At 56.1% G+C, this 21,947-nt stretch carries 15 protein-coding genes and 1 other annotated feature; of the genes, 6 read left to right on the plus strand and 9 right to left on the minus strand.

What is annotated here, in order from left to right:
• Positions 1-24: 24 nt before the first annotated feature.
• From ilvD to ilvB, 8 genes are all read right to left on the minus strand, one after another.
• Positions 25-1,698 (minus strand): dihydroxy-acid dehydratase, encoded by a 1,674-nt coding sequence (ilvD, locus tag HPY71_15830; protein ID NPV54957.1) that lies wholly within the window; start codon positions 1,696-1,698, stop codon positions 25-27.
• Positions 1,699-1,720: 22 nt separating this feature from the next.
• Positions 1,721-3,337, minus strand: coding sequence for a citramalate synthase (locus tag HPY71_15835; GenBank protein NPV54958.1), 1,617 nt, complete (start codon positions 3,335-3,337; stop codon positions 1,721-1,723).
• Between the two features lie 104 nt (positions 3,338-3,441).
• On the minus strand, positions 3,442-3,948 hold the full coding sequence (gene leuD / locus HPY71_15840) for a 3-isopropylmalate dehydratase small subunit (protein NPV54959.1): 507 nt from the start codon (positions 3,946-3,948) through the stop codon (positions 3,442-3,444).
• A gap of 2 nt (positions 3,949-3,950) precedes the next feature.
• Positions 3,951-5,207 carry a 3-isopropylmalate dehydratase large subunit gene (gene leuC / locus HPY71_15845; GenBank protein NPV54960.1) on the minus strand — a complete coding sequence of 419 codons (1,257 nt, stop codon included), beginning with the start codon at positions 5,205-5,207 and terminating at the stop codon, positions 3,951-3,953.
• Positions 5,208-5,384: 177 nt separating this feature from the next.
• Complete coding sequence (locus tag HPY71_15850) at positions 5,385-6,914, minus strand: 2-isopropylmalate synthase (GenBank protein ID NPV54961.1); 1,530 nt, start codon at positions 6,912-6,914, stop codon at positions 5,385-5,387.
• Positions 6,915-6,963: 49 nt separating this feature from the next.
• On the minus strand, positions 6,964-7,965 hold the full coding sequence (ilvC, locus tag HPY71_15855; protein ID NPV54962.1) for a ketol-acid reductoisomerase: 1,002 nt from the start codon (positions 7,963-7,965) through the stop codon (positions 6,964-6,966).
• Between the two features lie 41 nt (positions 7,966-8,006).
• Complete coding sequence (gene ilvN, locus HPY71_15860; protein ID NPV54963.1) at positions 8,007-8,597, minus strand: acetolactate synthase small subunit; 591 nt, start codon at positions 8,595-8,597, stop codon at positions 8,007-8,009.
• Positions 8,597-10,267, minus strand: coding sequence for a biosynthetic-type acetolactate synthase large subunit (gene ilvB, locus HPY71_15865; protein ID NPV54964.1), 1,671 nt, complete (start codon positions 10,265-10,267; stop codon positions 8,597-8,599). Before ilvB ends, ilvN begins: the two co-directional genes overlap by 1 nt.
• Before the next feature lie 175 nt (positions 10,268-10,442).
• Positions 10,443-10,749, minus strand: a binding site (T-box leader).
• Between the two features lie 351 nt (positions 10,750-11,100).
• Here ilvB and HPY71_15870 point away from each other — a divergent pair.
• The 6 genes from HPY71_15870 to ychF all read left to right on the plus strand — a co-directional run bounded on the left by HPY71_15870 (position 11,101) and on the right by ychF (position 20,286).
• A complete protein-coding gene (locus HPY71_15870; protein NPV54965.1) occupies positions 11,101-12,513 on the plus strand; it encodes a sigma-54-dependent Fis family transcriptional regulator in 1,413 nt (470 codons plus the stop codon).
• Positions 12,495-14,711, plus strand: coding sequence for a PAS domain-containing protein (locus HPY71_15875; protein ID NPV54966.1), 2,217 nt, complete (start codon positions 12,495-12,497; stop codon positions 14,709-14,711). Before HPY71_15870 ends, HPY71_15875 begins: the two co-directional genes overlap by 19 nt.
• Positions 14,712-14,918: 207 nt before the next feature.
• Positions 14,919-15,962, plus strand: coding sequence for an ABC transporter permease (locus tag HPY71_15880; protein ID NPV54967.1), 1,044 nt, complete (start codon positions 14,919-14,921; stop codon positions 15,960-15,962).
• A gap of 59 nt (positions 15,963-16,021) precedes the next feature.
• A complete protein-coding gene (locus tag HPY71_15885) occupies positions 16,022-16,993 on the plus strand; it encodes a sugar-binding protein (GenBank protein NPV54968.1) in 972 nt (323 codons plus the stop codon).
• A gap of 134 nt (positions 16,994-17,127) precedes the next feature.
• A complete protein-coding gene (locus HPY71_15890) occupies positions 17,128-18,630 on the plus strand; it encodes a sugar ABC transporter ATP-binding protein (protein ID NPV54969.1) in 1,503 nt (500 codons plus the stop codon).
• Positions 18,631-19,140: 510 nt separating this feature from the next.
• Positions 19,141-20,286, plus strand: coding sequence for a redox-regulated ATPase YchF (gene ychF / locus HPY71_15895; protein NPV54970.1), 1,146 nt, complete (start codon positions 19,141-19,143; stop codon positions 20,284-20,286).
• A gap of 257 nt (positions 20,287-20,543) precedes the next feature.
• Here the strand turns inward: ychF and HPY71_15900 are convergent, their stop codons facing one another.
• On the minus strand, positions 20,544-21,803 hold the full coding sequence (locus tag HPY71_15900) for an amidohydrolase family protein (GenBank protein ID NPV54971.1): 1,260 nt from the start codon (positions 21,801-21,803) through the stop codon (positions 20,544-20,546).
• Positions 21,804-21,947 lie beyond the last annotated feature (144 nt).

The raw sequence follows: 21,947 nt of genomic DNA on the forward strand, positions 1-21,947 counted from the left end.
GACCGCCCCTCGACCGCGCTCGCGCTACGCCCGCCCCTCAACCACGGCTCCCTGGCTCGCCGACGAGACGATCCTAGCGTACCGGGCCAGGTAGCCCTTCTTCACCCTCGGCTCGGGCGCCCTCCACCCGGCGCGGCGCACATCGAGCTCCGCATCGCTTACCTCCAGGTCGAGCCGCTTATTTGGAATGTCGATCGAGATGATATCGCCGTCCCTAATAAGGGCTATCGGCCCTCCCTCCGCAGCCTCCGGCGAGACATGGCCTATAGCGGCGCCCCGCGTCGCGCCTGAGAACCTGCCGTCCGTGATCAAGGCAACGCTGTCGTCCAGGCCCATGCCGGCTATCACCGATGTAGGGCCGAGCATCTCACGCATCCCGGGCCCCCCCTTGGGACCTTCATACCGGATCACCACAACGTCGCCGGGCTTTATGGCCCCGCCCATGATGGCCCTGTTGGCATCCTCCTCCGAATCGAAGACCCTGGCCGGCCCCCTGTGAACCAGCATCTCATCCTTGACAGCCGATTTCTTGACGATCGCCCCATCAGGTGCCAGGCTGCCCTTGAGCGCCGCAAGCCCACCATCCATATGGTAAGGCCGGTCAGCCCCCCTTATGACATCGGAGTCCGCCCTGCGCCCCGGGGCCCCGTCAAGCACCTCGCCCAGGGGCGCCCCGGTCGCAGTCAGGACATCCAGGTGAAGCAGGCCCTTGCCCGCCAGCTCCTTCATAACCGCCGGTATGCCCCCCGCCTCGTCCAGATCCTGGATGTGATAAGGCCCAGCCGGCCTCAGACTGCAAAGATGGGGCGTCCTCCCACTTATGTCGTTGATCATGTCGAGGTCGATCCTGATCCCAACCTCATTGGCGATCGCGGGCAGGTGCAGCGCCGTATTGGTCGAGCACCCCATCGCCATGTCCACGGTAAGGGCGTTCTCAAAAGCGGCCCTGGTCAGTATCATGCTCGGGGTGATCCCGCGCTCGAGAAGCTCCATCACCTTTGCGCCGGCCCGCTTCGCGAGCCTCCGCCGCGCGGCCGACACCGCCGGGATGGTCCCGTTGCCGGGCAGGCCGATGCCCAGCGCCTCGACGAGGCAATTCATCGAATTCGCCGTGAACATGCCTGAGCACGACCCGCACCCGGGGCACGCCACGTCCTCCATCCTGGCGAGCTCCTCCCCGGTCATCTTGCCGGCGGCCACAGCCCCCACGCCCTCGTACATGCTGTTAAGGTCGATGTTCTTCCCCTCGTACCGGCCAGCCAGCATCGGCCCGCCGCTCACCACAATCGCCGGCAGGTCCAGCCTGGCCGCGGCCATCAGCATGCCGGGCACGATCTTGTCACAATTGGGGACGAGCACGACGGCGTCAAACCCGTGGGCCCGCACCATGCACTCCACGGAATCCGCAATCAACTCGCGAGTCGCAAGCGAATACTTCATGCCCTCATGCCCCATGGCGATGCCGTCGCAGACCCCTATAGCCGGGAACTCCACAGGCGTGCCGCCCGCCGCCCGGATGCCGGCCTTCACGCCCTCGACTATATCGTCGAGGTGAATATGGCCCGGGATGATCTCGCTCGCCGCGTTGACCACAGCCACCAGGGGCCTTTCCAATTCCTCGTCAGTGTATCCCATCGCCTTGAACAGCGACCTGTGAGGGGCCCGTTCAAGGCCTTTCTTAACCATATCGCTCCGCATATAAATGCCCTCCAGTTCCTACCTACTTAATGGGGCCCAGCCCTGGCTCAATCTCAACCTCCGTCTCCGCCGGGCCTATGGCGTATAGCAGGCCGTATTCGATGCTATCGACGAGCGCGCGCCAGCTCGCCTCGATGATATTGGTCGAGACACCTACCGTCCCCCATGTACGCCGCTCGTTGGTGGATTCGATGAGAACCCTGACCTTGGCCGAGGTGCCCGACGCCTCATCTATCACCCGCACCTTGTAGTCTGTGAGTTTGATATTCTTCAATTCAGGGTAGACATCCTCGAGCGCCTTGCGCAGTGCCCCATCCAGGGCGTTGACGGGCCCATTCCCCTCGGCGACCGTGTGGAGCAGCCTGTCGCCTACCCGCAACTTTATGCTGGCCTCAGCGACGGGTTCCCCGTTTGATTCACGCTTCTCGACGATCAACCGGAAGCCCTCGAGCTCAAACAGGCTCCTATGCATCCCGAAGGTCTTCTTCAAAAGAAGTTCAAAGGATGCCTCCGCCCCCTCAAACTGGTAGCCTTGATGCTCGAGCTCCTTGACGGCGTTGATCACCGCCTTCGTCCCTGTTGACTTGCGCTCGAGCGGGATCGAGTACTCCTGGGCCTTATAGGCTATATTGCTCGCCCCTGCGAGCTCCGAAACCACCACGCGTCTCCTGTTTCCAACCAGCTCCGGCTCTATATGCTCGTACGTCTCCGGGTGTTTCATCAGGGCGCTGACATGGATCCCACCTTTATGCGTGAACACGCTCCGGCCGACAAAGGGCCGTTGTGTATTGGGCCGCATATTCGCCACTTCATCCACGAATCGCGAGAGCCCCGTCAGCTCGGCAAGCTGCTCGTCCGTAAGGCATTCTATCCCCATCTTCAACCTCAAGGCGGGGATTACTGAACATAAATCCGCATTCCCGCAGCGTTCCCCGTACCCGTTGATAGTCCCCTGCACATGGTTCACTCCGAGCCCCACGGCAATCAAGGTGTTGGCGACGGCAACGCCAGAGTCATTGTGTGCGTGGATCCCAATGGGCCCAGAGATGTTATTCAAGACATCCCGGATGATCTCGTCGATCTCCATGGGAAGCGTCCCGCCGTTTGTATCGCAAAGGACGATCACGTCGGCCCCGGCCTCACAGGCCGCACCGATGGTCTTCATCGCATAATCCCGGTCCGCCTTGTAGCCATCGAAGAAATGCTCGGCGTCGTAGACTACCTCGAGACCGTTGCGCTTCAAGAACCTTACGGAATCCTCGATCATGCGGAGGTTCTCCTCAAGCGTGGTTCCGAGGGCGTGGGTTACATGGAAATCCCAGCTCTTCCCGAAGACCGCGACCGCCCTCACACCGGACTTGAGCACCGCCGCGAGGTTCGCGTCATCCTCGGCGGCCACGCCGGCCCTCCGGGTGCTGCAGAATGCCGATATCACGGCATTGTGGAGCTTAAGAGACTTCGCATACTCAAAAAACTCAACATCCTTGGGGTTAGAGCCCGGCCAGCCGCCCTCGATGTAGTCCACGCCGAACTCATCCAGGCGCTGGGCTATGCGAATCTTATCCTCAACTGAGAAGGAAATACCCTCCATCTGGGCACCGTCCCTCAATGTGGTATCATACAGCTTGACCTGCCGCACCGCGCCCCACCTCCTTTACAGTCGCAGTGTGAAATGCAGGCCGGCATCCCGCCGGGCGGAACAGAGGCGCGCCGTCCACCGGCCAGCTAACGCAACGTGCAAAGCTACGCCTCGCCCGCGAGCCTTTCCCTCACATACTGGGTCAGCCCGCCCGCATTGATGATCTTCTGCATAAAGGGCGGGAATTCCGGTACGCGGTAGCACCGCCCCCTGGTCACGTTGACTATCGTCCCCTCTTCGGGATTGATGCGAATCGTATCCCCTGCCGCCGCGTCATCCACAGCCTCGGGGCATTCGAAAATAGGCAGCCCTATATTTATCGCATTCCTGAAGAATATGCGGGCAAAGGACTTGGCGATGACGCACGATATCCCGGCCGCCTTGATAGATACCGGCGCGTGCTCGCGCGAGCTGCCGCATCCGAAGTTGGTGCCCGCCACGATAATATCCCCCGCGGCGATCTTTTTCGTAAATTCGGGGTCCGCATCCTCCATGCAATGCTGGGCGAGCTCCGCGGGATCCGAGGTATTCAGGTACCTCGCCGGGATGATCACATCAGTGTCGATATTATCCCCAAATCTCCAGGCTCTCCCTGCAAACTCCTGTCGCACTGCTACGCCACCTCCTCAGGGCTAGCTATTCTCCCGAGCACCGCGGACGCCGCAGCGACCGCCGGGTTTGCCAGGTATACCTCACTCTCGGGGTGACCCATCCGCCCGACGAAATTCCGGTTGGTCGTCGAGATGGCGCGCTCCCCCTTTGCCAGGATTCCCATATGTCCGCCGAGGCACGGGCCGCATGTGGGTGTGCTCACGGCGGCGCCCGAATCTATGAAGATGCTTATGAGCCCTTCATCGAGGGCCTGCCGGTAGACCGCCTGGGTCCCGGGGATGACTATGAGCCGCACATCCCTATGCACCTGCCTGCCCTTCAAGACCTCCGCCGCGAGCCTGAGGTCGGTGATCCGCCCATTGGTGCACGACCCTATTATCGCCTGGTCGATTCGGACATCGCCGGCCTCGCTTACCGGCCTGGCATTCTCGGGGAGGTGAGGGAATGCAACCTGCGGCTCGATCTCGCTCACGTCAAATTCATAAACCTTCTCATACCGGGCATCCGGGTCGCTGTGATAAAGCTCATACTCGCGGACGGCCCTCGGCCGCACGTATTCCAGGGCAACCTCGTCGGGATCGAATATCCCGCTCTTCGCCCCGGCCTCGATAGCCATATTGGCCATGGTGAACCGGTCGTCGATGGAGAGGCTCTTCACAACCTCGCCCGTGAATTCCATGGCCCTGTAAAGCGCTCCATCCACACCGATCTTACCTATAGTATACAGGATAAGGTCCTTTCCACCAACCCACTTCCCGCGCTTTCCGTGGTAGACGAACTTCAAACTCAGGGGCACCTTCAGCCATATCTCACCTAGAGCCATGGCCGCCGCCATATCGGTGCTCCCGACGCCCGTCGAGAACGCCCCGATCGCGCCATACGTGCACGTATGAGAATCCGCACCTATTACAACGTCCCCTGGAAGCACGAGGCCCAGCTCAGGCAGGATGACATGCTCTATCCCCATCCTGCCGACCTCGAAGAAGTACTTTATCCCCTGCTTCCTCGCGAACTCACGTATGAGCTTGCTATTCTCGGCGGATTTTATATCCTTGTTGGGCACAAAGTGATCCGGCACCAGGGCCACCCGCTCCGGGTCAAACACGTTCTTTGCGCCCATCTTCTCAAACTCCCTGATCGCCGGGGGCGCTGTCACGTCGTTGGCGAGGACGAAATCCACCCTCGCGTTAATGAACTCGCCCGGCTCCACGCGATCCTTGCCACTATGTTTTGCAAGAATCTTCTCGGTAATGGTCATCCCACTAACACTGGCATCCATCCTGCTAGATCACTCCACTCCCGATCCTATTTCCAAATCCTATTCGCCCCTAATTCACCATGGTGCCAAAGCTGGTCAAAATCCACTCTGGCACTAAAGCTAACGAACCAACCGTGAGGCCTCACGCCTCCGGACTTTAGCCGGGGGTGTTGATGATTAAGATTTTGAGCTGGCCAGATCCCTGCTAAAAAGCATCTTATTTATGGCGTTTATATAAGCCAGGGCGCTGGCCTCGATGATGTCCGTGCTCACGCCGCGGCCGGTGAAGGTATTCCCGTTATCGCGGATCCTCACCGTGACCTCGCCCAGGGCGTCCTTGCCGCCCGTCACCGCGCGAATCGAGTACTCCTCGAGATCGGTGCGCTCGCCGGTTATCCTGTCTATAGCCTTGTAGGTCGCATCGACCGGGCCATCCCCGCAGGCAGCCTCCTCGACCAGCTCACCATCCTTGTAGAGCCGGACCGTCGCCGTGGGGACCGTTTTGTTGCCGCTAACGACATTCAGGTACTCCAGGGAGAATCTCTCGGCCGCCTTCCCGTGCCGGCCCTCGACTATGGCCTCGATATCCTTGTCGGAGACGTCCTTCTTCTTATCAGCGAGGGCGATAAATTCATCAAAAGCCCTGTTGACCTCGTCATCAGGCAGCGCGTAGCCGAGCTCTTTTAGCCTCTCCTTGAAGGCGTGCCTCCCGGAGTGTTTCCCCAGGACGAGCCTGCTCTTTGCAAGACCGATCGACTCCGGGGTCATTATCTCGTAAGTGGTCCGCTCCTTGAGGACACCATCCTGGTGTATCCCCGCCTCATGCGCGAAGGCGTTGTCGCCGACTATGGCCTTGTTGGTCTGCACGGCCATCCCCGTGAGCGTGCTGACCATCCGGCTGCTCCGGTAGATCTGCTCCGTCACGACCGCAGTGATCGCGTCGTAATAATCCCGCCTGGTCGCGAGCGCCATGACTATCTCCTCGAGCGCCGCATTGCCGGCCCGCTCCCCGATCCCATTGATGGTGCACTCCACCTGCCCCACGCCGCACTCTACGGCGGCAAGCGAATTCGCAACGGCGAGGCCCAGGTCGTTGTGGCAATGCACGCTCAGGGTCACGCCCTCGATGCCGCGCACATTCTCCTCGAGGTAGCGAATCAGCTCTGCAAATTCCCTGGGCGTCGTGTAGCCCACAGTATCAGGCACATTCAAAACGGTAGCGCCGGCATCGATGGCCGTCTCGAACACAACCCGGAGAAACTCTCGGTTGCTCCGCGTGGCATCTTCAGCCGAAAACTCGACGTCCGGGACGTAGGACTTCGCATGCTGCACGGCCGCCGCCACCATCTCGAGAACCTGAGCGGGCTCTTTCCTCAATTTATATTTCATGTGGATATCGGACGTGGCTATGAAGGTGTGAATCCTCGGCCGCCTGGCATGCCGCAGGGCCTCCCAGGCCCGGTCTATATCTCCCTTCACAGCCCTTGCAAGGGCCGCTATGACCGGGCCGGTGACCTCCTTTGCAACCGCCGTAACGGCCTCGAAATCACCAGGTGAGGCTATCGGAAAGCCAGCTTCGATTACGTCCACGTTCAGGCGTGAAAGCTGCCGGGCTATCTCCAGTTTCTCCTTTACATTCAGGCTCACGCCCGGCGACTGCTCGCCATCCCTCAGGGTCGTATCAAACACCTGAATGACGCGAGGCATTTACGATCCCCCCAGTTCTCGCTCAACCTCAATCCCGACTAAATCCCGGCTACCTCTTGCCCTTTGAGAGCCAGGGCATCATCGCGCGGAGCTTCTTTCCAACAACCTCTATGGGATGCTCCGCCTCCCGCCTCTTGATAGCGTTGTAGACGGGCCGGCCGGCGCGGTTCTCGAGGATCCAGTTCTTCGCGAACTCCCCATTCTGGATATCCTCGAGCAGCTTCCTCATCGCGGCCCGGGTCTCCTGGGTGATTATCTTCTTACCACAGACCATATCCCCGTATTCCGCAGTATCGCTGATGGAATACCGCATCCAGCTTATGCCGCCCTCGTACATCAGGTCGACTATCAGCTTGAGCTCGTGCAGGCACTCAAAATATGCGATCTCCGGCTGGTAGCCCGCCTCAACGAGGGTATCGAACCCCGCCCTCACAAGCTCCGTCACCCCGCCGCAGAGGACGGCCTGCTCGCCGAAGAGGTCTGTCTCTGTCTCCTCTTTAAAAGTCGTCTCAATAACCCCCGCTCTCGTCGAGCCGATGCCCCTGGCATAGGCAAGGGCAATCTGCTTCGCCATCCCCGTGAAATCCTGGTAGACGGCGATCAGCGAGGGGACTCCAAAGCCTTCCTGGTACATCCTCCGGACCAGGTGCCCCGGGCTCTTGGGCGCCACCATCACAACGTCGATATTCTTCGGCGGGACGACCTGGTTGTAGTGAATGTTGAAGCCATGCGAGAACATCAGGACCTTCCCCTCTGTCATATGGGGCGCGATCTCCTCGGCATAGATCTGGGCCTGCTTCTCATCGGGGACAAGCATCTGGATGATATCGGCCACAGCCGCCGCCTCGGAAGCCGGGACCGGGTTGAACCCGTCCTTGATGGCCTGCTGCCCGTTGGGGCTCTCCCTCCTGTTGCTGACGATCACGTCAAGACCGCTGTCGCGCAGGTTCTGAGCCTGAGCATGCCCCTGGCTGCCGTAGCCTATGATAGCTATCTTCTTTCCCTTCAGGATCCCGAGATCTGCATCCCTGTCATAGTAGATCGTTGCCATATCGATCAAGACCTCCTCAAGTATGTTATATACGGCCAAATCTAAACCTGCCTATCATTCCCAACCCTGGCCTTCATCGCGCGAATCTTCTCCAGGTCCGGCAAGTCGCATTGATCACGTTGCCTCCTCCTGGCCTCGTCTACGGCCGCGGTCTGCTGTTCCCCCCTGACCATGGCTATGCGGCCCGTCCTGACAAGCTCCTTTATCCCGCATGGGCGGACAAGCTCAATAAAGGCGTTGATCTTGTCCTCGCTGCCTGTCACCTCCGCAACCACCGCCTTGCGGCTCACATCTACGATGCTGGCACGGAATATATCCACGATCTGGAGGACCTGGGCCCTGTCAGCACCCGCTGCGCTTATCTTCACAAGGGCAAGCTCCCGGTCAACAGACTCCTCGGCCTTGAGCTCCTGGACCTTTATGACGTCGATAAGCTTGTTGAGCTGCTTTGTTATCTGCTCCAGGGTATCCTCGTCCGCCTCAACTACAATGGTCATCCTCGAGACTTCCTTATTTTGAGTCGTGCTCACCGCAATGCTCTCAATATTGAACCCGCGCCTGGCGAAAAGCCCTGAAACACGCGCGAGGACACCGGGATGGTTCATGACCAGCACTGCAAGCGTATGGCGCATCACGCTTCACCCCCAATCATCTTGCTGATCGGCGCATTCGGCGGAACCATGGGCAATACATTCTCCTCGGGAGCGACCCTGAAATCCATCACCACGACATTGGGAGTCCGGATAGCCTCCTCAATCGCGGGCCGCACATCGGCGGGATCCGTTATTCGCATCCCGACGGCGCCGTAAGCCTCGGCAAGCTTAACGAAATCTGGTATCCCGCCGATGGAGGTGTGGGAATAGCGCCTGTCGTAGAACACCTCCTGCCACTGCCGGACCATCCCAAGATATCCGTTGTTGAGAATCGCTATCTTGACGGGCAGATTGTATGTGACAGCCGTCGCTAGTTCCTGGATATTCATCTGGATGGACCCATCTCCAGCGATGTCAAAGACAAGCCTGTCAGGGCAACCGGCCTGCGCACCTATGGCGGCGGGAAAGCCATAACCCATCGTGCCGAGCCCGCCCGATGAGATAAAGCTCCGCGGCCTGGTGAACTTGCAGTATTGGGCGGCCCACATCTGATTTTGGCCCACCTCTGTGGCGATGATGGCCTCGCCGCCGGTCGCTTCGCTGATCTGCTCGACAACGTACTGGGGTTTGAGACTGCCATCCTTCTCATAGGAGAGGGGCATTCTCCTCTTGAGACCGTCGACTATATCATTCCACTCTCGCCCTGTTGCTGGATTCACTAATGGAATAATCTCGGTCAATACGTGCCTCACATCACCAACTACGGGGATATCAACCTTGACGTTTTTCCCTATCTCCGCGGGATCGATGTCTACGTGAATGATCTTTGCCTTTGGAGCAAAATCCTCAATCCTCCCGGTGGTGCGGTCCGAGAATCTGGCCCCCAGGGCGATGAGGAGATCACACTCTGTCACAGCCAGATTCGCATACGCCGTCCCATGCATCCCAAGAAGCCCAAGAAACAACGGGTGATTGCTGGGGAAGGCGCCGAGCCCCATCAAGGTGGTAACCACCGGTATGCTCGCCTTCTCAGCCAGCGTCCTCAATTCATCTGAAGCACACGACCCCAGCACGCCGCCGCCAGCGTAGATCACGGGCCTGCTCGCCTCGTTGATCGCCGCGGCCGCCTCGCGAATTTGCTTCACATGCCCTTTGTAGGTTGGTTTATAGCCGGGCAGGTCGATGCTGGCCAGGTACCTGGGCTCGGACTGCATCGTCATGACGTCTTTGGGCATATCGATGAGCACTGGCCCGGGCCTGCCCGTGGTGGCAATGTAAAATGCCTCTTTGACAATACGCGGTATATCCTTGACATCCTTGATCAGGTAGTTGTGTTTCGTAATCGGGATCGTCACGCCCGTAATGTCGGCTTCCTGAAAGGAATCCCTGCCGAGCAGCGACGTGGCGACCTGCCCCGTTACGGCGACCACCGGCACGGAATCCATGTATGCCGTGGCAATGCCCGTAACGAGGTTGGTCGCACCGGGACCGGAGGTGGCCATGCAAACCCCGGGCTTGCCAGTAGCCCTCGCGTACCCGTCTGCGGCGTGGGCGGCGCCCTGCTCGTGCCTGGTCAGGATGTGCCTTATCTTTGAGTCATAAAGGACATCGTAGATCGGCAGCACAGCCCCGCCGGGGTATCCGAATATAGTATCAACGCCCTCCTGTATCAGGGCTTGAATCAAGATTTCCGCACCGCTCGCCTTCACCTGCACCCCTCCAATCGACATAACCAATTAATCAAACCAATTAACCGGACTAATCTAATCGAACCAATTTAATCGAACCAGTTATCCAGGAATCGAACCAGTCACCCAGGCAATTATATAAAAACCTCCCGCCTTTGACATATCTGCTCATATCTATCTACAAAGTGAGATATGTCTAAAGGACGAGAGGATAACCTTCGCGGTACCACCTTTATTCGTCTTTGCCTCGCAGCAAAAACCTCTTCGGGTACTTACATACCCTAGCGCGTTAACGGGCGCAGGGAACCCGGCACAGCCTACTAAATCAATGATCAATGATTAATAAGATCAATACAATCTACGATCAATGACTAATTAATGCATTGATCTTTCAGCCTGCGGTTCGGGGGTGAGATTCAACCTCTTGGCAGGCACCGCATCTCAGCACCCGCGGCTCTCTGTGGCTCACCTTGCAGGTCTACTAGCCCCGTCATTACCTTTCAAACCCATATTCTAAGTTACTTTCCAGGTGTATTGTTTTGGGTGTATTGCTTTGAAGTGTATCATGTCAGCGCTGGATTGTCAAGTGCCGGCTCAACTTCTCAACTCCTCAACTTTCCCCATAGGATGGATGATGGGAGGTCCCCCGGGGTTGCGGGCAGCGGGATAATCAAGTGCAATTAAGTATATGCAACTGAAGATTATTGTAATATAACTGGAAGTATAGTAGGATTATGTTTGACCTAATCACGTTTGTAGGGAACCACGAGATGGCAGATGCGATAATTACCAATTTACGATGATTACAGTGACAACGAGTCCGAATTACATTGACGGACGGGGGAAATGGAGCGATGTATGAAGGCGCTGTGCTCATCGTGGATGACGACGAAGGGATGAGAAAAAGCCTCGCCGTTACATTAAGGCATGACGGATACAAGGTTTACTGCGCCGAGAATGGGATGGCCGCCCTGGAAAAGGTCAAGGATGAGGAAGTTCAAATTGTGATACTCGATCTCAAAATGCCCGGCCCGGATGGCCTGGAAACCCTGAAAAGGATCAAGGCCTTTCGCAACAATATCCCTGTTATCATGATAACGGGATTCGGTAGCATCGAAACCGCAGTAGAGGCCATGAAGCTCGGCGCCTTCGACTATGTCACCAAACCTTTCGAGACGACACAAATAAAGGCCATCGTCAAAAATGCCCTCAAGCTTCAAGCCCTTGCTAAGGAAAATGAATACCTGAAGGGCGCCCTCCAGGAAAGGTTTCAGTTCGGCAGCATCATCGGCAAGAGCCCCAAAATGCAGGAAATCTACGATCTAATCGACAAGGTCGCACCGACGGACGCGACCGTGGTGTTGCTTGGCGAAAGCGGTACAGGTAAAGAACTTGTAGCAAAGTGCATCCATTACAACAGCCCGAGAAGGAACGGGCCGTTCATCAAATTGAACTGCGCCGCCCTTCCCGAGGGCGTCCTGGATAGCGAGCTCTTCGGCCACGAAAAGGGCGCCTTTACAGGGGCTACAGTTCAAAGGCTGGGGCGTTTCGAGCTTGCTCACGGGGGAACGATTTTTCTTGATGAAATAGGAGATATCAGCCCCGCCACGCAGGTCAGGCTCCTCCGCGTGCTCCAGGAGCGCGAATTTGAACGCGTCGGCGGCACCCAGACCATCAAGACTGATGCCCGGATAATAGTTGCTACAAATAAAGATTTGGAAAAGGAGATGCTGGCGGGGAGATTCCGTGAGGATCTCTATTACCGCCTCAACGTGATCCGCATATTCATGCCTCCTCTCCGGGACCGCATGGAGGATATTCCCCTCCTCGTGGATTATTTTCTGAAGGAATTTTGCGCGCTTCACCAGAAGCATGTTACCCAGGTCGCGCCCGATGCCATGAAAGCCCTTATGTCATACCGGTGGCCCGGAAACATAAGGGAGCTGAGAAACGTTATAGAGAGGGGCGTCGTCCTTGCCACAGGCGATTTAGTTACAGTCGATCTTTTGCCGGAAGAGATAACCACCAGCTGCCCGAATGGCCGCAGGCATCGTTTTGAGCATGGAAAAAGCCTCAAGGACGTGGTTGATGATGTGGTGGAGGAGGTCGAGCGGGAGGTCATCCTGGATGCCCTGTCTAAATGCGACTGGAGACAGGCGAAGGTCGCCGGACTCCTGGGGATAAGCGAAAAGACGCTTTACAATAAGATGCAAAAATATCATATAAGGCAGGAGAGGAATGAAATTCGATGCCATGGCCCGTCTTAAAGTTAAGGCCGGTCTTGAAGCTGAAATACCAGCTCGTCCTGGTTATGACCATTCTTGTCCTGACGCCAATGTTATCGTCGGCCCTGGTCGTAAGCAATCTCGTTAGAAACCAAAACGAAAAGAACGCCCGCCAGCGGATATCGGATGTCGCAAATAAGTTGGCTTACAGTCTAACAACCCTCGAAACTGAATATCTTGCAAAGGTCAAAGCCTTCGCTACTACGGAAGAAGTTGTCTACTCCACTTACGTACTGTTTCAATACGGGGATGTCTTCTCTGATCGAACAAAGTTGAATATAGTCCAGCCCCTCAGAAACTCCCTGCTTTTTTATAAGGCGAGCCTTGAGGCGGACACCATCGATCTCATAGACGCAAAAGGGCGAATGCTTGCCTCCGTCGGGCCCGGGGATGACATCGAAACCCTGAGGGATCTGGAGGAGAAGTCAAGCAAGGATATTTTCAGAATCCCGTCAGGGCTCCCGCTAAAGGCGCCGTTTACCATGCCTCGCGAGGCCGGGGTTCGCTTCCAGACTCAGGGCACCAATCTCCTGCTCATTGCTGAAGCGCCAATTACGCATAAATCTCGAACTGTTGGAGCTGTCATCTTTCGTAAAAGCTTTGACAGCAACTTCGCAACCGAAATGGCAAAAACCACGGGAACCGACCTTGCATTTTTCACGGCGGGTAAGTATGTGATGGGAACTTTGCCTCCTTTCACGATCCCGGCGGAGATCCTCGCTGACGCGCGGAATAAGTCAGGACTTATCACAACTCAGCTTTGTATCGACAATAACCCCTACAACCTCGCCGTCTATCCCTTGCAACGCGGCCGGCCACGGAGCCCCATGATAGTAGTGGGGATCTCAAACGTTGATACTATCCAAAACACGCGCCAGACCGTCCGGGCAATCTTTCTGGTGGCATTTCTCGGGATAATCATAAGCACCATATTCACATATATTTGGGCCGGAAACGTGACTGAGCCCATAAATATGCTTGTGAAGAGCACAAAGAAAGTGGCGGCTGGCAAGCTCGACGAACAAATCGAGACCGGCCGGCGGGATGAGCTGGGCGAATTGGCGACGCAGTTTAATATGATGACGCGCTCCCTGAAGCAAAATACGGATGAACTCTCGTATCTTAAGGAACTAAATCAAAACATAGTCGAAAGTATAGCCGTGGGGCTCCTGGTCATCGATAGCAGCGCGAGGGTGCTTACCACCAATGCCGCGCTCGAACGCCGCTTTAACCTCAGGAAGGACTCCCTGATCGGTAAGGATGTCTCATCGCTGTTCGGGCCGGATGAGGACGCGAGATTTAAAGATATCCTGCTGGAAATCGCCCGGGCACCCGGGCACAGGGAGATCAATGACGTATCCAGAAAGATCGGCGATGAGGTTCAAATATATAACATCGAAGCCTCCCCGCTGCGCGACAGGTTTGGCAAAATATCAGGGAAGATAATCCTTATCGATGACGTTACCGAACGGGCCCAACTGGTCGAGCAGCTCATACGATCGGAGAAGCTAGCCTCGGTCGGCAAGCTTGCGGCGGGCCTCGCACATGAGATCAATAACCCGCTGGGCACGATAATAAACTACGTCCAGACGCTCCTCCTGGACGAGGACGATGCGGAAGCGCGCGAGTATCTTAGGAGCGTTGAAACTGAAACGAGACGCATATCCCACATTGTGAGAGATCTGCTGAATTTTGCAAGGCAGTCACCGCCGCACTATGACGCCGTCGATATTCACAATGTGCTCGATGAGTCGCTGAGGCTCGTCGAATATCAACATTTGCCGGAGACGATTACCATCATTCGCAAATATTACGATTCACCCCTTACCGCACTTGGCGACGCGAATCAATTGAAACAGGCGTTCCTCAACCTTGCCATTAATGCATTTCAAGCGATGCAACACGGGGGGACTCTCGTCGTCACAACAAGCCTGAGTGAAGACGAGGATCATCGCAAGGTTTGCCACATTGCGTTTAGTGATACCGGCACGGGCATCCCCGACGAGCATCTCAGGTATATTTTCGACCCGTTTTTCACTACAAAAGAGGTTGGCCAGGGGACAGGCCTCGGCCTCTTTGTAACCTTCGGCATCGTCCAGGCGCATGGCGGCACCATAAACGTGAATACACGCGTCGGTCACGGGACAACCTTCACTATAATCTTACCAGTAATCCAGTAACCGATTTCGGAAATGTTTTACCGGAATCCACCTTTAACTCAGAATAGTCAAAGATAAATTAAATATCCTTATAAGGCCTTGAAGGCTGAATAATCAGGGATTTCTATCCCCGTTGACGCTTGTTGACTCTTGCCGTGAATCTGATCACCACTTACCCGGCACGAACCTTGCTCTTAAATGTAAATGGTAAATGGAGGTGAAGCCCCTATGGAACTGGCCCGTGCCCAGGCGCCCGGGAAACAGGCGAGACGCTCATTTAAAATGATAAGGGAGGTAAACGTCCTAATCGCCCTTATCGTTCTGAGCACTATAATAGCCGTCTTAAACCCCAGATTCCTGTCACCCTACAATATCCAGATCCTCATCAGGCAGATCGCTCTTTTCGCAGTGATAGCCGTCGGTGAAACGTTCGTCATCATCACGGGGGGCATCGACCTCTCGCCGGGCTCGATGACGGCCCTTTCCGGGATAATCTGCACGCTTGCGATGGCTAACGGGTGGTCCGTAACCCTTGCCATCATAGCTACACTCGCGATGTCCGCTCTGGTCGGATTGGGTCACGGGCTCGCAGTGACTCGCCTCGGAATCCCTCCATTCATAATCACACTCGGCACTTACAGCATAGCACGAGGCGCGGCCGCCGTCATCACGAAAGGTTGGCCTATAGTCAATATACCGGCATCATTTCTCTTCCTGGGCCAGGGCATCATACTCGGCATCCCCGTTCCCGTCATAATAGCTGTGATCGTGGCCGTCTTTGCCACGTATATCCTCCGCTTCAGCGTTATCGGCAGGCATATTTACGCAATTGGCGGGAATATCGAGGCTGCACGACTATCAGGAATAGATGTGAATCGAAGGATCACGTTTTGTTTCATAACAAGCGCGGTCCTGGCTGGCGTCACAGGCATCGTGGTGGCGTCACGCCTTGGCCAGGGCCAACCGGCTGTAGGCACTGAATATGAGCTGATCGCCATAGCTTCCTCCGTCATCGGAGGGACGAGCCTGCAGGGGGGATCCGGCACGGTCCTCGGCGCCTTGATAGGCGCCAGCATTCTAAGTGTTTTAAATAACGGCCTCGTCTTGCTCGAGGTTTCAGCGTACTGGCATCAGATCGCCGTAGGCTGCGTGGTTGTCATAGCCGTGCTATCTGATGTCCTGCAACGAAGGGCGGGGGTGCGAAGGGCCCTAATCGCTAAACTCATAACAACGAGAAATCCGGGAGGAGGTGTGAGCGCTGGGTTAAAGTAGGACTGGTATCCAGACTGAGTTTTAAAAACCTTTATTTCTTTCAAGGAGGGCTGGCTTCAATGAAAAGACTGATTGCTATCTGCTTATTCCTGATGCTTTTGGTTGCCCTCGGAGTGCCCACCATGGCTGCAGAGCAGATAAAGCTCGCAGTTTTAGGTAAGTCCGTCCACCCCTACTGGAGCGAGGTCGAGCTCGGTGTCAAGGCTGCCGCCAAGGCATACGGCATCGACGCCACGTTCTTTGTGCCGCCGCGCGAAGATATAGCTCGACAGGTAACGGCCATGGAGGGGTTTATAGCTCAGGGCGTCAAGGGAATATCATTTGCGGCTTCCGACCCTGACGCCTTGAAGGCCGTAGCAAAGAAGGCGCTCCAGGAGGGCATACCCCTGGTTACCCTTGATACGGACTCTCCGGATAGTGGACGCTATATCTATATAGGAACCGATAACTATTCGGCCGGCAAGGAAGCCGGGGAGCAAATGGTAAAGATCCTCAACGGGAACGGCAAAGTAGCTATCCTCACCGGCTCCCTTACCGCGCGAAACTCTCTCGAACGCATTCAAGGTTTCAAGGATGCCGTTGCGAAGCATCCGGGGATCAAGATCGTCACGATTCAATCCGATAATGAGGACGCCCAGAAAGCTCTGGCCCTCGCGGAATCAGTCCTCCAAACCTACCCTGATTTAAACGCGATCTTCGGTGTGTATGCCTACAACGGCCCCTCGGCTGCGAGCGCTATAAAAACCGCGGGAAAGGCCGGCAAGGTGCATGTGGTTTGTTTTGATACCACCCCTGATATTATAAAATGGATCAAGGAAGGGGTAATCGACGCAACCATCGGGCAGAGGCCATACATGATGGGGTACCTGAGCGTCGCGGTTCTCTACAATATGCACAAAATCGGCGTTAAGAATACGCTCCAGATGCTTCCGAAGACGAACATCGATACCGGCGTGGATGTCGTTACCAGGGCAAACCTCGAGGAATATAAGAAGCTTCTAAAAGACCTGGGGATCCCCGTTAAATGGTAAATCCACCTACACGCTTCGACAGGTTCCAGGCACCGGTGCGGGGATTATACTTGCGGTCCTGCACCGGTGCCCCAATAGATACAACTTCACGGGCCTCACTACTGGTGAGAGAAGGATGGGTAGATGGCTTTATGATGCAACCGGGGGATGGACTAAAGAAAGAGCCTGTCCTCGTGATGAGAGGAATCTCGAAAGTATTTCCAGGCGTTCAGGCCCTGGATGATGTGGAGTTTGAGGTCTTTCCCGGGGAAATTCTCTGCCTGGTGGGCGAGAACGGTGCCGGCAAATCGACGTTAATGAAGGTACTATCCGGGGTGCATGCCAGGGATTCCGGCACCATTATTTTCAACGGCAGGGAAGTGGATTTTAAAACCCCGCAGCAAGCTATTCAAAGCGGAATCACCATGATATACCAGGAGTTCAATCTAGCGCCCAACCTTACCGTTGCCGCCAATATATTCCTGGGTAAGGAGCTCACGAAAGGTCGCCTTCATACCATCGATAACGCCTCCATGGCTCAAAAGACCGGGGCGCTCCTATCACGCCTGGGGGTAAGGGTTAGCCCCAATGCGTTTGTTAAAGATCTGAGCGTCGCTGAACAGCAAATGGTTGAAATAGCAAAGGCTTTATCGCAGGATGCAAAGCTCATTATCATGGATGAACCTACAGCGACCCTGACAAGCAGAGAGACAGAAATTCTGTTTCAAACGATGCGAAGGCTCAGGGACCAGGGGATCGCCATCGTTTTCGTCTCCCACCGGCTTGAGGAGGTATTCATGATAGGTGACAGGATCATCGTAATGCGCGATGGCAAACGCGTAGGAGAGTTGATCCCGTCGAAATCGAGCATAGGAGATGTCGTGAAGCTGATGGTCGGGCGTCCCCTCAAGGAATTCCCGAAACAGGAAGCCAAGATATCCGGCACCGTCCTAGAGGTGAGATATATCACAACCGACCGGATCAAAGACGTCAGCCTCACGTTGAGAAGAGGAGAGATCCTTGGGTTTGCCGGCCTCGTCGGAGCGGGGCGCACGGAGCTCATCCGCGCGATCTTTGGCATTGACCGCAAGATCACCGGCGAAATTTATATAGAGGGCCGCAAGGTAGATATCCGTTCCCCAAAGGATGCCGTAGCCTCAGGCTTGGGGCTCGTCCCTGAAGATAGAAAGTTACAAGGTCTCGTGCTCCAAATGGCTGTCCGGGAGAACATAAGCCTCGCTGGGGTCGAGAGAAATGCCCGCAGCTTTTCGCGGCTCAACTGGCAATGGGAAAGACAGGCTGCCCGGGAGTTTATTGAGAGGCTCAGGATCCAGACCCCGGGGCCCGAGCAGATAACAGCGAACCTGAGCGGCGGGAACCAACAAAAGGTCGTGCTCGCGAAATGGTTGACACTCCATCCCAAGGTCCTGATCCTCGATGAGCCAACCCGTGGGATCGACGTCGGAGCTAAAACCGAGGTGCATTCCCTGATCAGCCGACTGGCCCAGGAAGGGCTGGGCATAATTCTGATCTCATCTGAACTCCCTGAAATCCTCGGTATGAGCGATCGCATTATGGTGATGTCCAATGGACGAATAGTTGCCGAATTTTCCCGGGAAGAAGCGACGCAAGAAAAGATCATGGCCTGCGCGATCTAAGCCAGGGGGAGCGCACCCACCCCCGACCCACCCAGGCGAATACTGAACTATTCAGCCATCTCATGGAGCGATAAGTTGGCCTCGGCCTTGCCGAGCTCGACCTGGGCCCCTGCGACCTCTGATTCAGCAGCGATTACGTCCAGCCTAAGTAGGATATTCATTTCCCCGTTGATTTCTTACAAATCTCCCCGGCGATTAATTGCAATTCCCGCGATGATTAATTACATTTTACCACCGATGTTGACACGTGCACCCCCTCAACTAAAATTTAAGACGCCTTTCGAGAGCTTCCCTTATTCCCTCCCGCAGCTCAGCATCTCCCTTTTGACATAAAGGGCGCTGGGGTTCTATAATCTCGATGGGAACCATGGGGACCCGGTTTCCCGCTCTGACCTATCCTTCTGGCCAGCTAACTATTAAGGACATGATGATGCTACGATAGATGATTACGATAGATAATGCTATGCTACAATAAATGGAAGATTTTAAGGGTAAAGGAGCAGGACTCTTATGCAAATCGGAATTGTGGGACTGCCGATGGCCGGTAAAACTACGGTATTTAACCTACTTACGGGAATGGGGGCGCCAGCGGGCCCGGGGGCCGATTTCCCGGGAAATAGGGACGAGGGCACTATAGGTATGGCCAAGGTGCCGGATGAGAGAATCGACTACCTGCATAATATGTTCAAACCCAGGAAAACCACGTACGCCCAGATTCGCGTAACGGACCTCCCCGGCCTCGTGCGCTCGGCTGGCGTAAAAGGGGATAACGCTCGGGGCCAGGCCAATATGTTTCTCAAATCGATCCAGGGTGTCGATGCTGTAGTTCACGTCATACGGGCTTTCCCTTCGCCAGATATTCCACACATGGATGGCAGCGTGGACCCGGTCCGGGATTTCGATGCCGTGAATATGGAGCTGATTCTATCCGACCTGGAGATAGTTTACAAGACCCTCGAACGAGTAAATGGTGGAGGGGGTGGCGCCGGGCGCGGGCCAGCTGGCCCGCGGAAAAAGATTAAGCTGGAGCCGGGCCAGCTTGAGGCGCTTGAGAAATGCCGGGTTGCGCTAGAAGCCGAAAAGCCGGTCCGGGATGCCTCACTCACCGGCGAAGAGTTTCTCTTGCTGAAGGGCTTTGGATTTCTCACGGCAAAGCCCCTCGTAACCGTAATAAATATGGGCGAGGAACATCTCAAGACGGGCGATTACCCTGGCCGGGCTGAACTCAGACTGCGGGCCGCGAACGCGAGGTCGCCGCTGGTGGAGCTCTCGGCGCGGATCGAGGCCGAGATCGCGAGCCTCGACGATGAAGACGACCAGGCCGCCTTTATGCAGGATTTCGGGATAAGTGAGCCCGGTATTAGGAAACTCGCGCGGGCCTGTTACGACGCCCTCGGACTCATATCATTCTTCACCGTGGGGGAGGATGAGGTCAAGGCATGGACGATAAAGAATGGCACGACGGCAAAAGCGGCGGCTGGCAAGATACATTCAGATATTGAAAAGGGCTTCATCAGGGCCGAGGTGGCTGGCTTCGATGACCTGAAACTCCACGGCTCCATCGCGGCGCTGAAGGAAAAAGGACTCTACCGGCTGGAGGGCAAGGATTATATCGTGGCGGACGGGGACATCATTAGCTTCCGGTTCAACGTATAACCGCGCGGCCGCGCCTTGCGCTCAGCTTAGCGGGCGAGTCTCCCCTGGCCCGCGTCTCCTGAGCGAGCAGGTTACTTGCTAACCTCCACCAGCAGGATGCTCTCGAGATTACAGAGCGGCCCGCCCTATAGCCGCGTCCGCCGGGCGAAAAGAGGCCGTACCTGCCCGGCAGGTATGCCTGATACTTACCGCCATCATCGTGCGGTCTTTTAGCGGAGGGTGGGTCGAAAAGCGACCGCCTTCTGGCGCAAATGGGTCTAAAGTGTATACAGCTCCTCCGCGTTTGTGCGAAGAAGCCTCTTAGCGACATCGAGGGCGGTCTCCATGTCGAAATAACCGCCGGCCGCCTTATCTGCCAGGGCCTGAGCTATCACATGCTTTGCAGCGATTACCGCCCCGAAGCACTCCTCGACGGTCCAAGTATCGCCGCCCCATGAGATCCTATCTATCGTCTGAGCGACCTCCAGCCACTCGCTTAACGCCATTCTCGCCGCGCATGGTGAGATCAGAGGCAACCAAACCAGATCCAGGTAAACATTTTTGTAATTATGAGCGAGGCCCCCGCACTCGTGGAACCAGGGGTAACCCCCGTGGAACAATACAAACTTCGTTTCGGGGTGGCGCTCAATCACGGGAACAAGGTTCATCGGGTTGGAACCCCATATCTTGCCCAGGCCGGTATGGCACTGCAGCGGGAGTCCATACTCTGCGGCCTTTTCGCAGATAAAATGAAAGATATAATCACCAAAAGCCTTCTCATCGCAAGGCGAAATGCTTGCGTCATCCATTTCAAACACCTTCGCAGCCCTGTCGCGGGCTATATAGTCGAAGTCCAGGCCCCTATCGTAGGCCAGGGCCGACTTCAATGCGACAGCGCCGCCCTCCTTGGCCCTTCTGATAGCAAAGTCGACGAAAGCCAGGTAGCTCTCGAAATCCGCAATCTCGACCCCATACCTCCGGGCAAACTGGAAGGGATTGTTGCCGTTATGATCAGCGGCCTTCCTTTTATAGCCAAATAAAAACATGTTAATCCTGAAGGTGGGCGAAAAAACCTCGGGATGCCTGTTATCGCTCCCCGGGTCCCAGTATGCATCCAGGATGGCCCGTCCTATCCGGCACTTCTCCGTGAGCACCTTGAACTTCCAACCAGGATCGGCATGCGCCGCCCTGATACGGGCGGAGATTTCATCCCAGTTGTCCGCCGTGATCTCGCCCTCGAATCCGTAGAGCTGCTGGAGCGAGCGGAGGAGCCAGCGAAAGTATGAATTAACCCGCACCTTCTCGAGAAACCGGGCCCGCGCAGCGCGGTCGCTCCCTTTCAATTCAACTCCACACCAGTCGACATAGCTGTTTTTCAGGACCTTCTCAAGGTCTATGTCCTGGTAGAAATCATCAGGCCTCAAATGCTCATGCGTATCGGTGATCCTCATAGCTTCAGTTTCAAGATTGGCGCTTATTTCACTGAAAGCGTTATAAACCGCGTTATAATCCTTATAATCATGATCCCTATAATCCAATGGTCCTCACCCCACCGCGCTTGCCTACTGCTTACCTCCAGGCGCCTCCCGGCACCATGGCTCCCGGCCCATGACTTCCGGCCCTGTGACTCCCGGCTCCCCGAAGAAGGCCGGCCCTTTCAGGAGGCCGGCCTCATTCAACGG

This window comes from Bacillota bacterium, assembly GCA_013178125.1.
GTDB lineage: Bacteria > Bacillota > SHA-98 > Ch115 > JABLXJ01 > JABLXL01.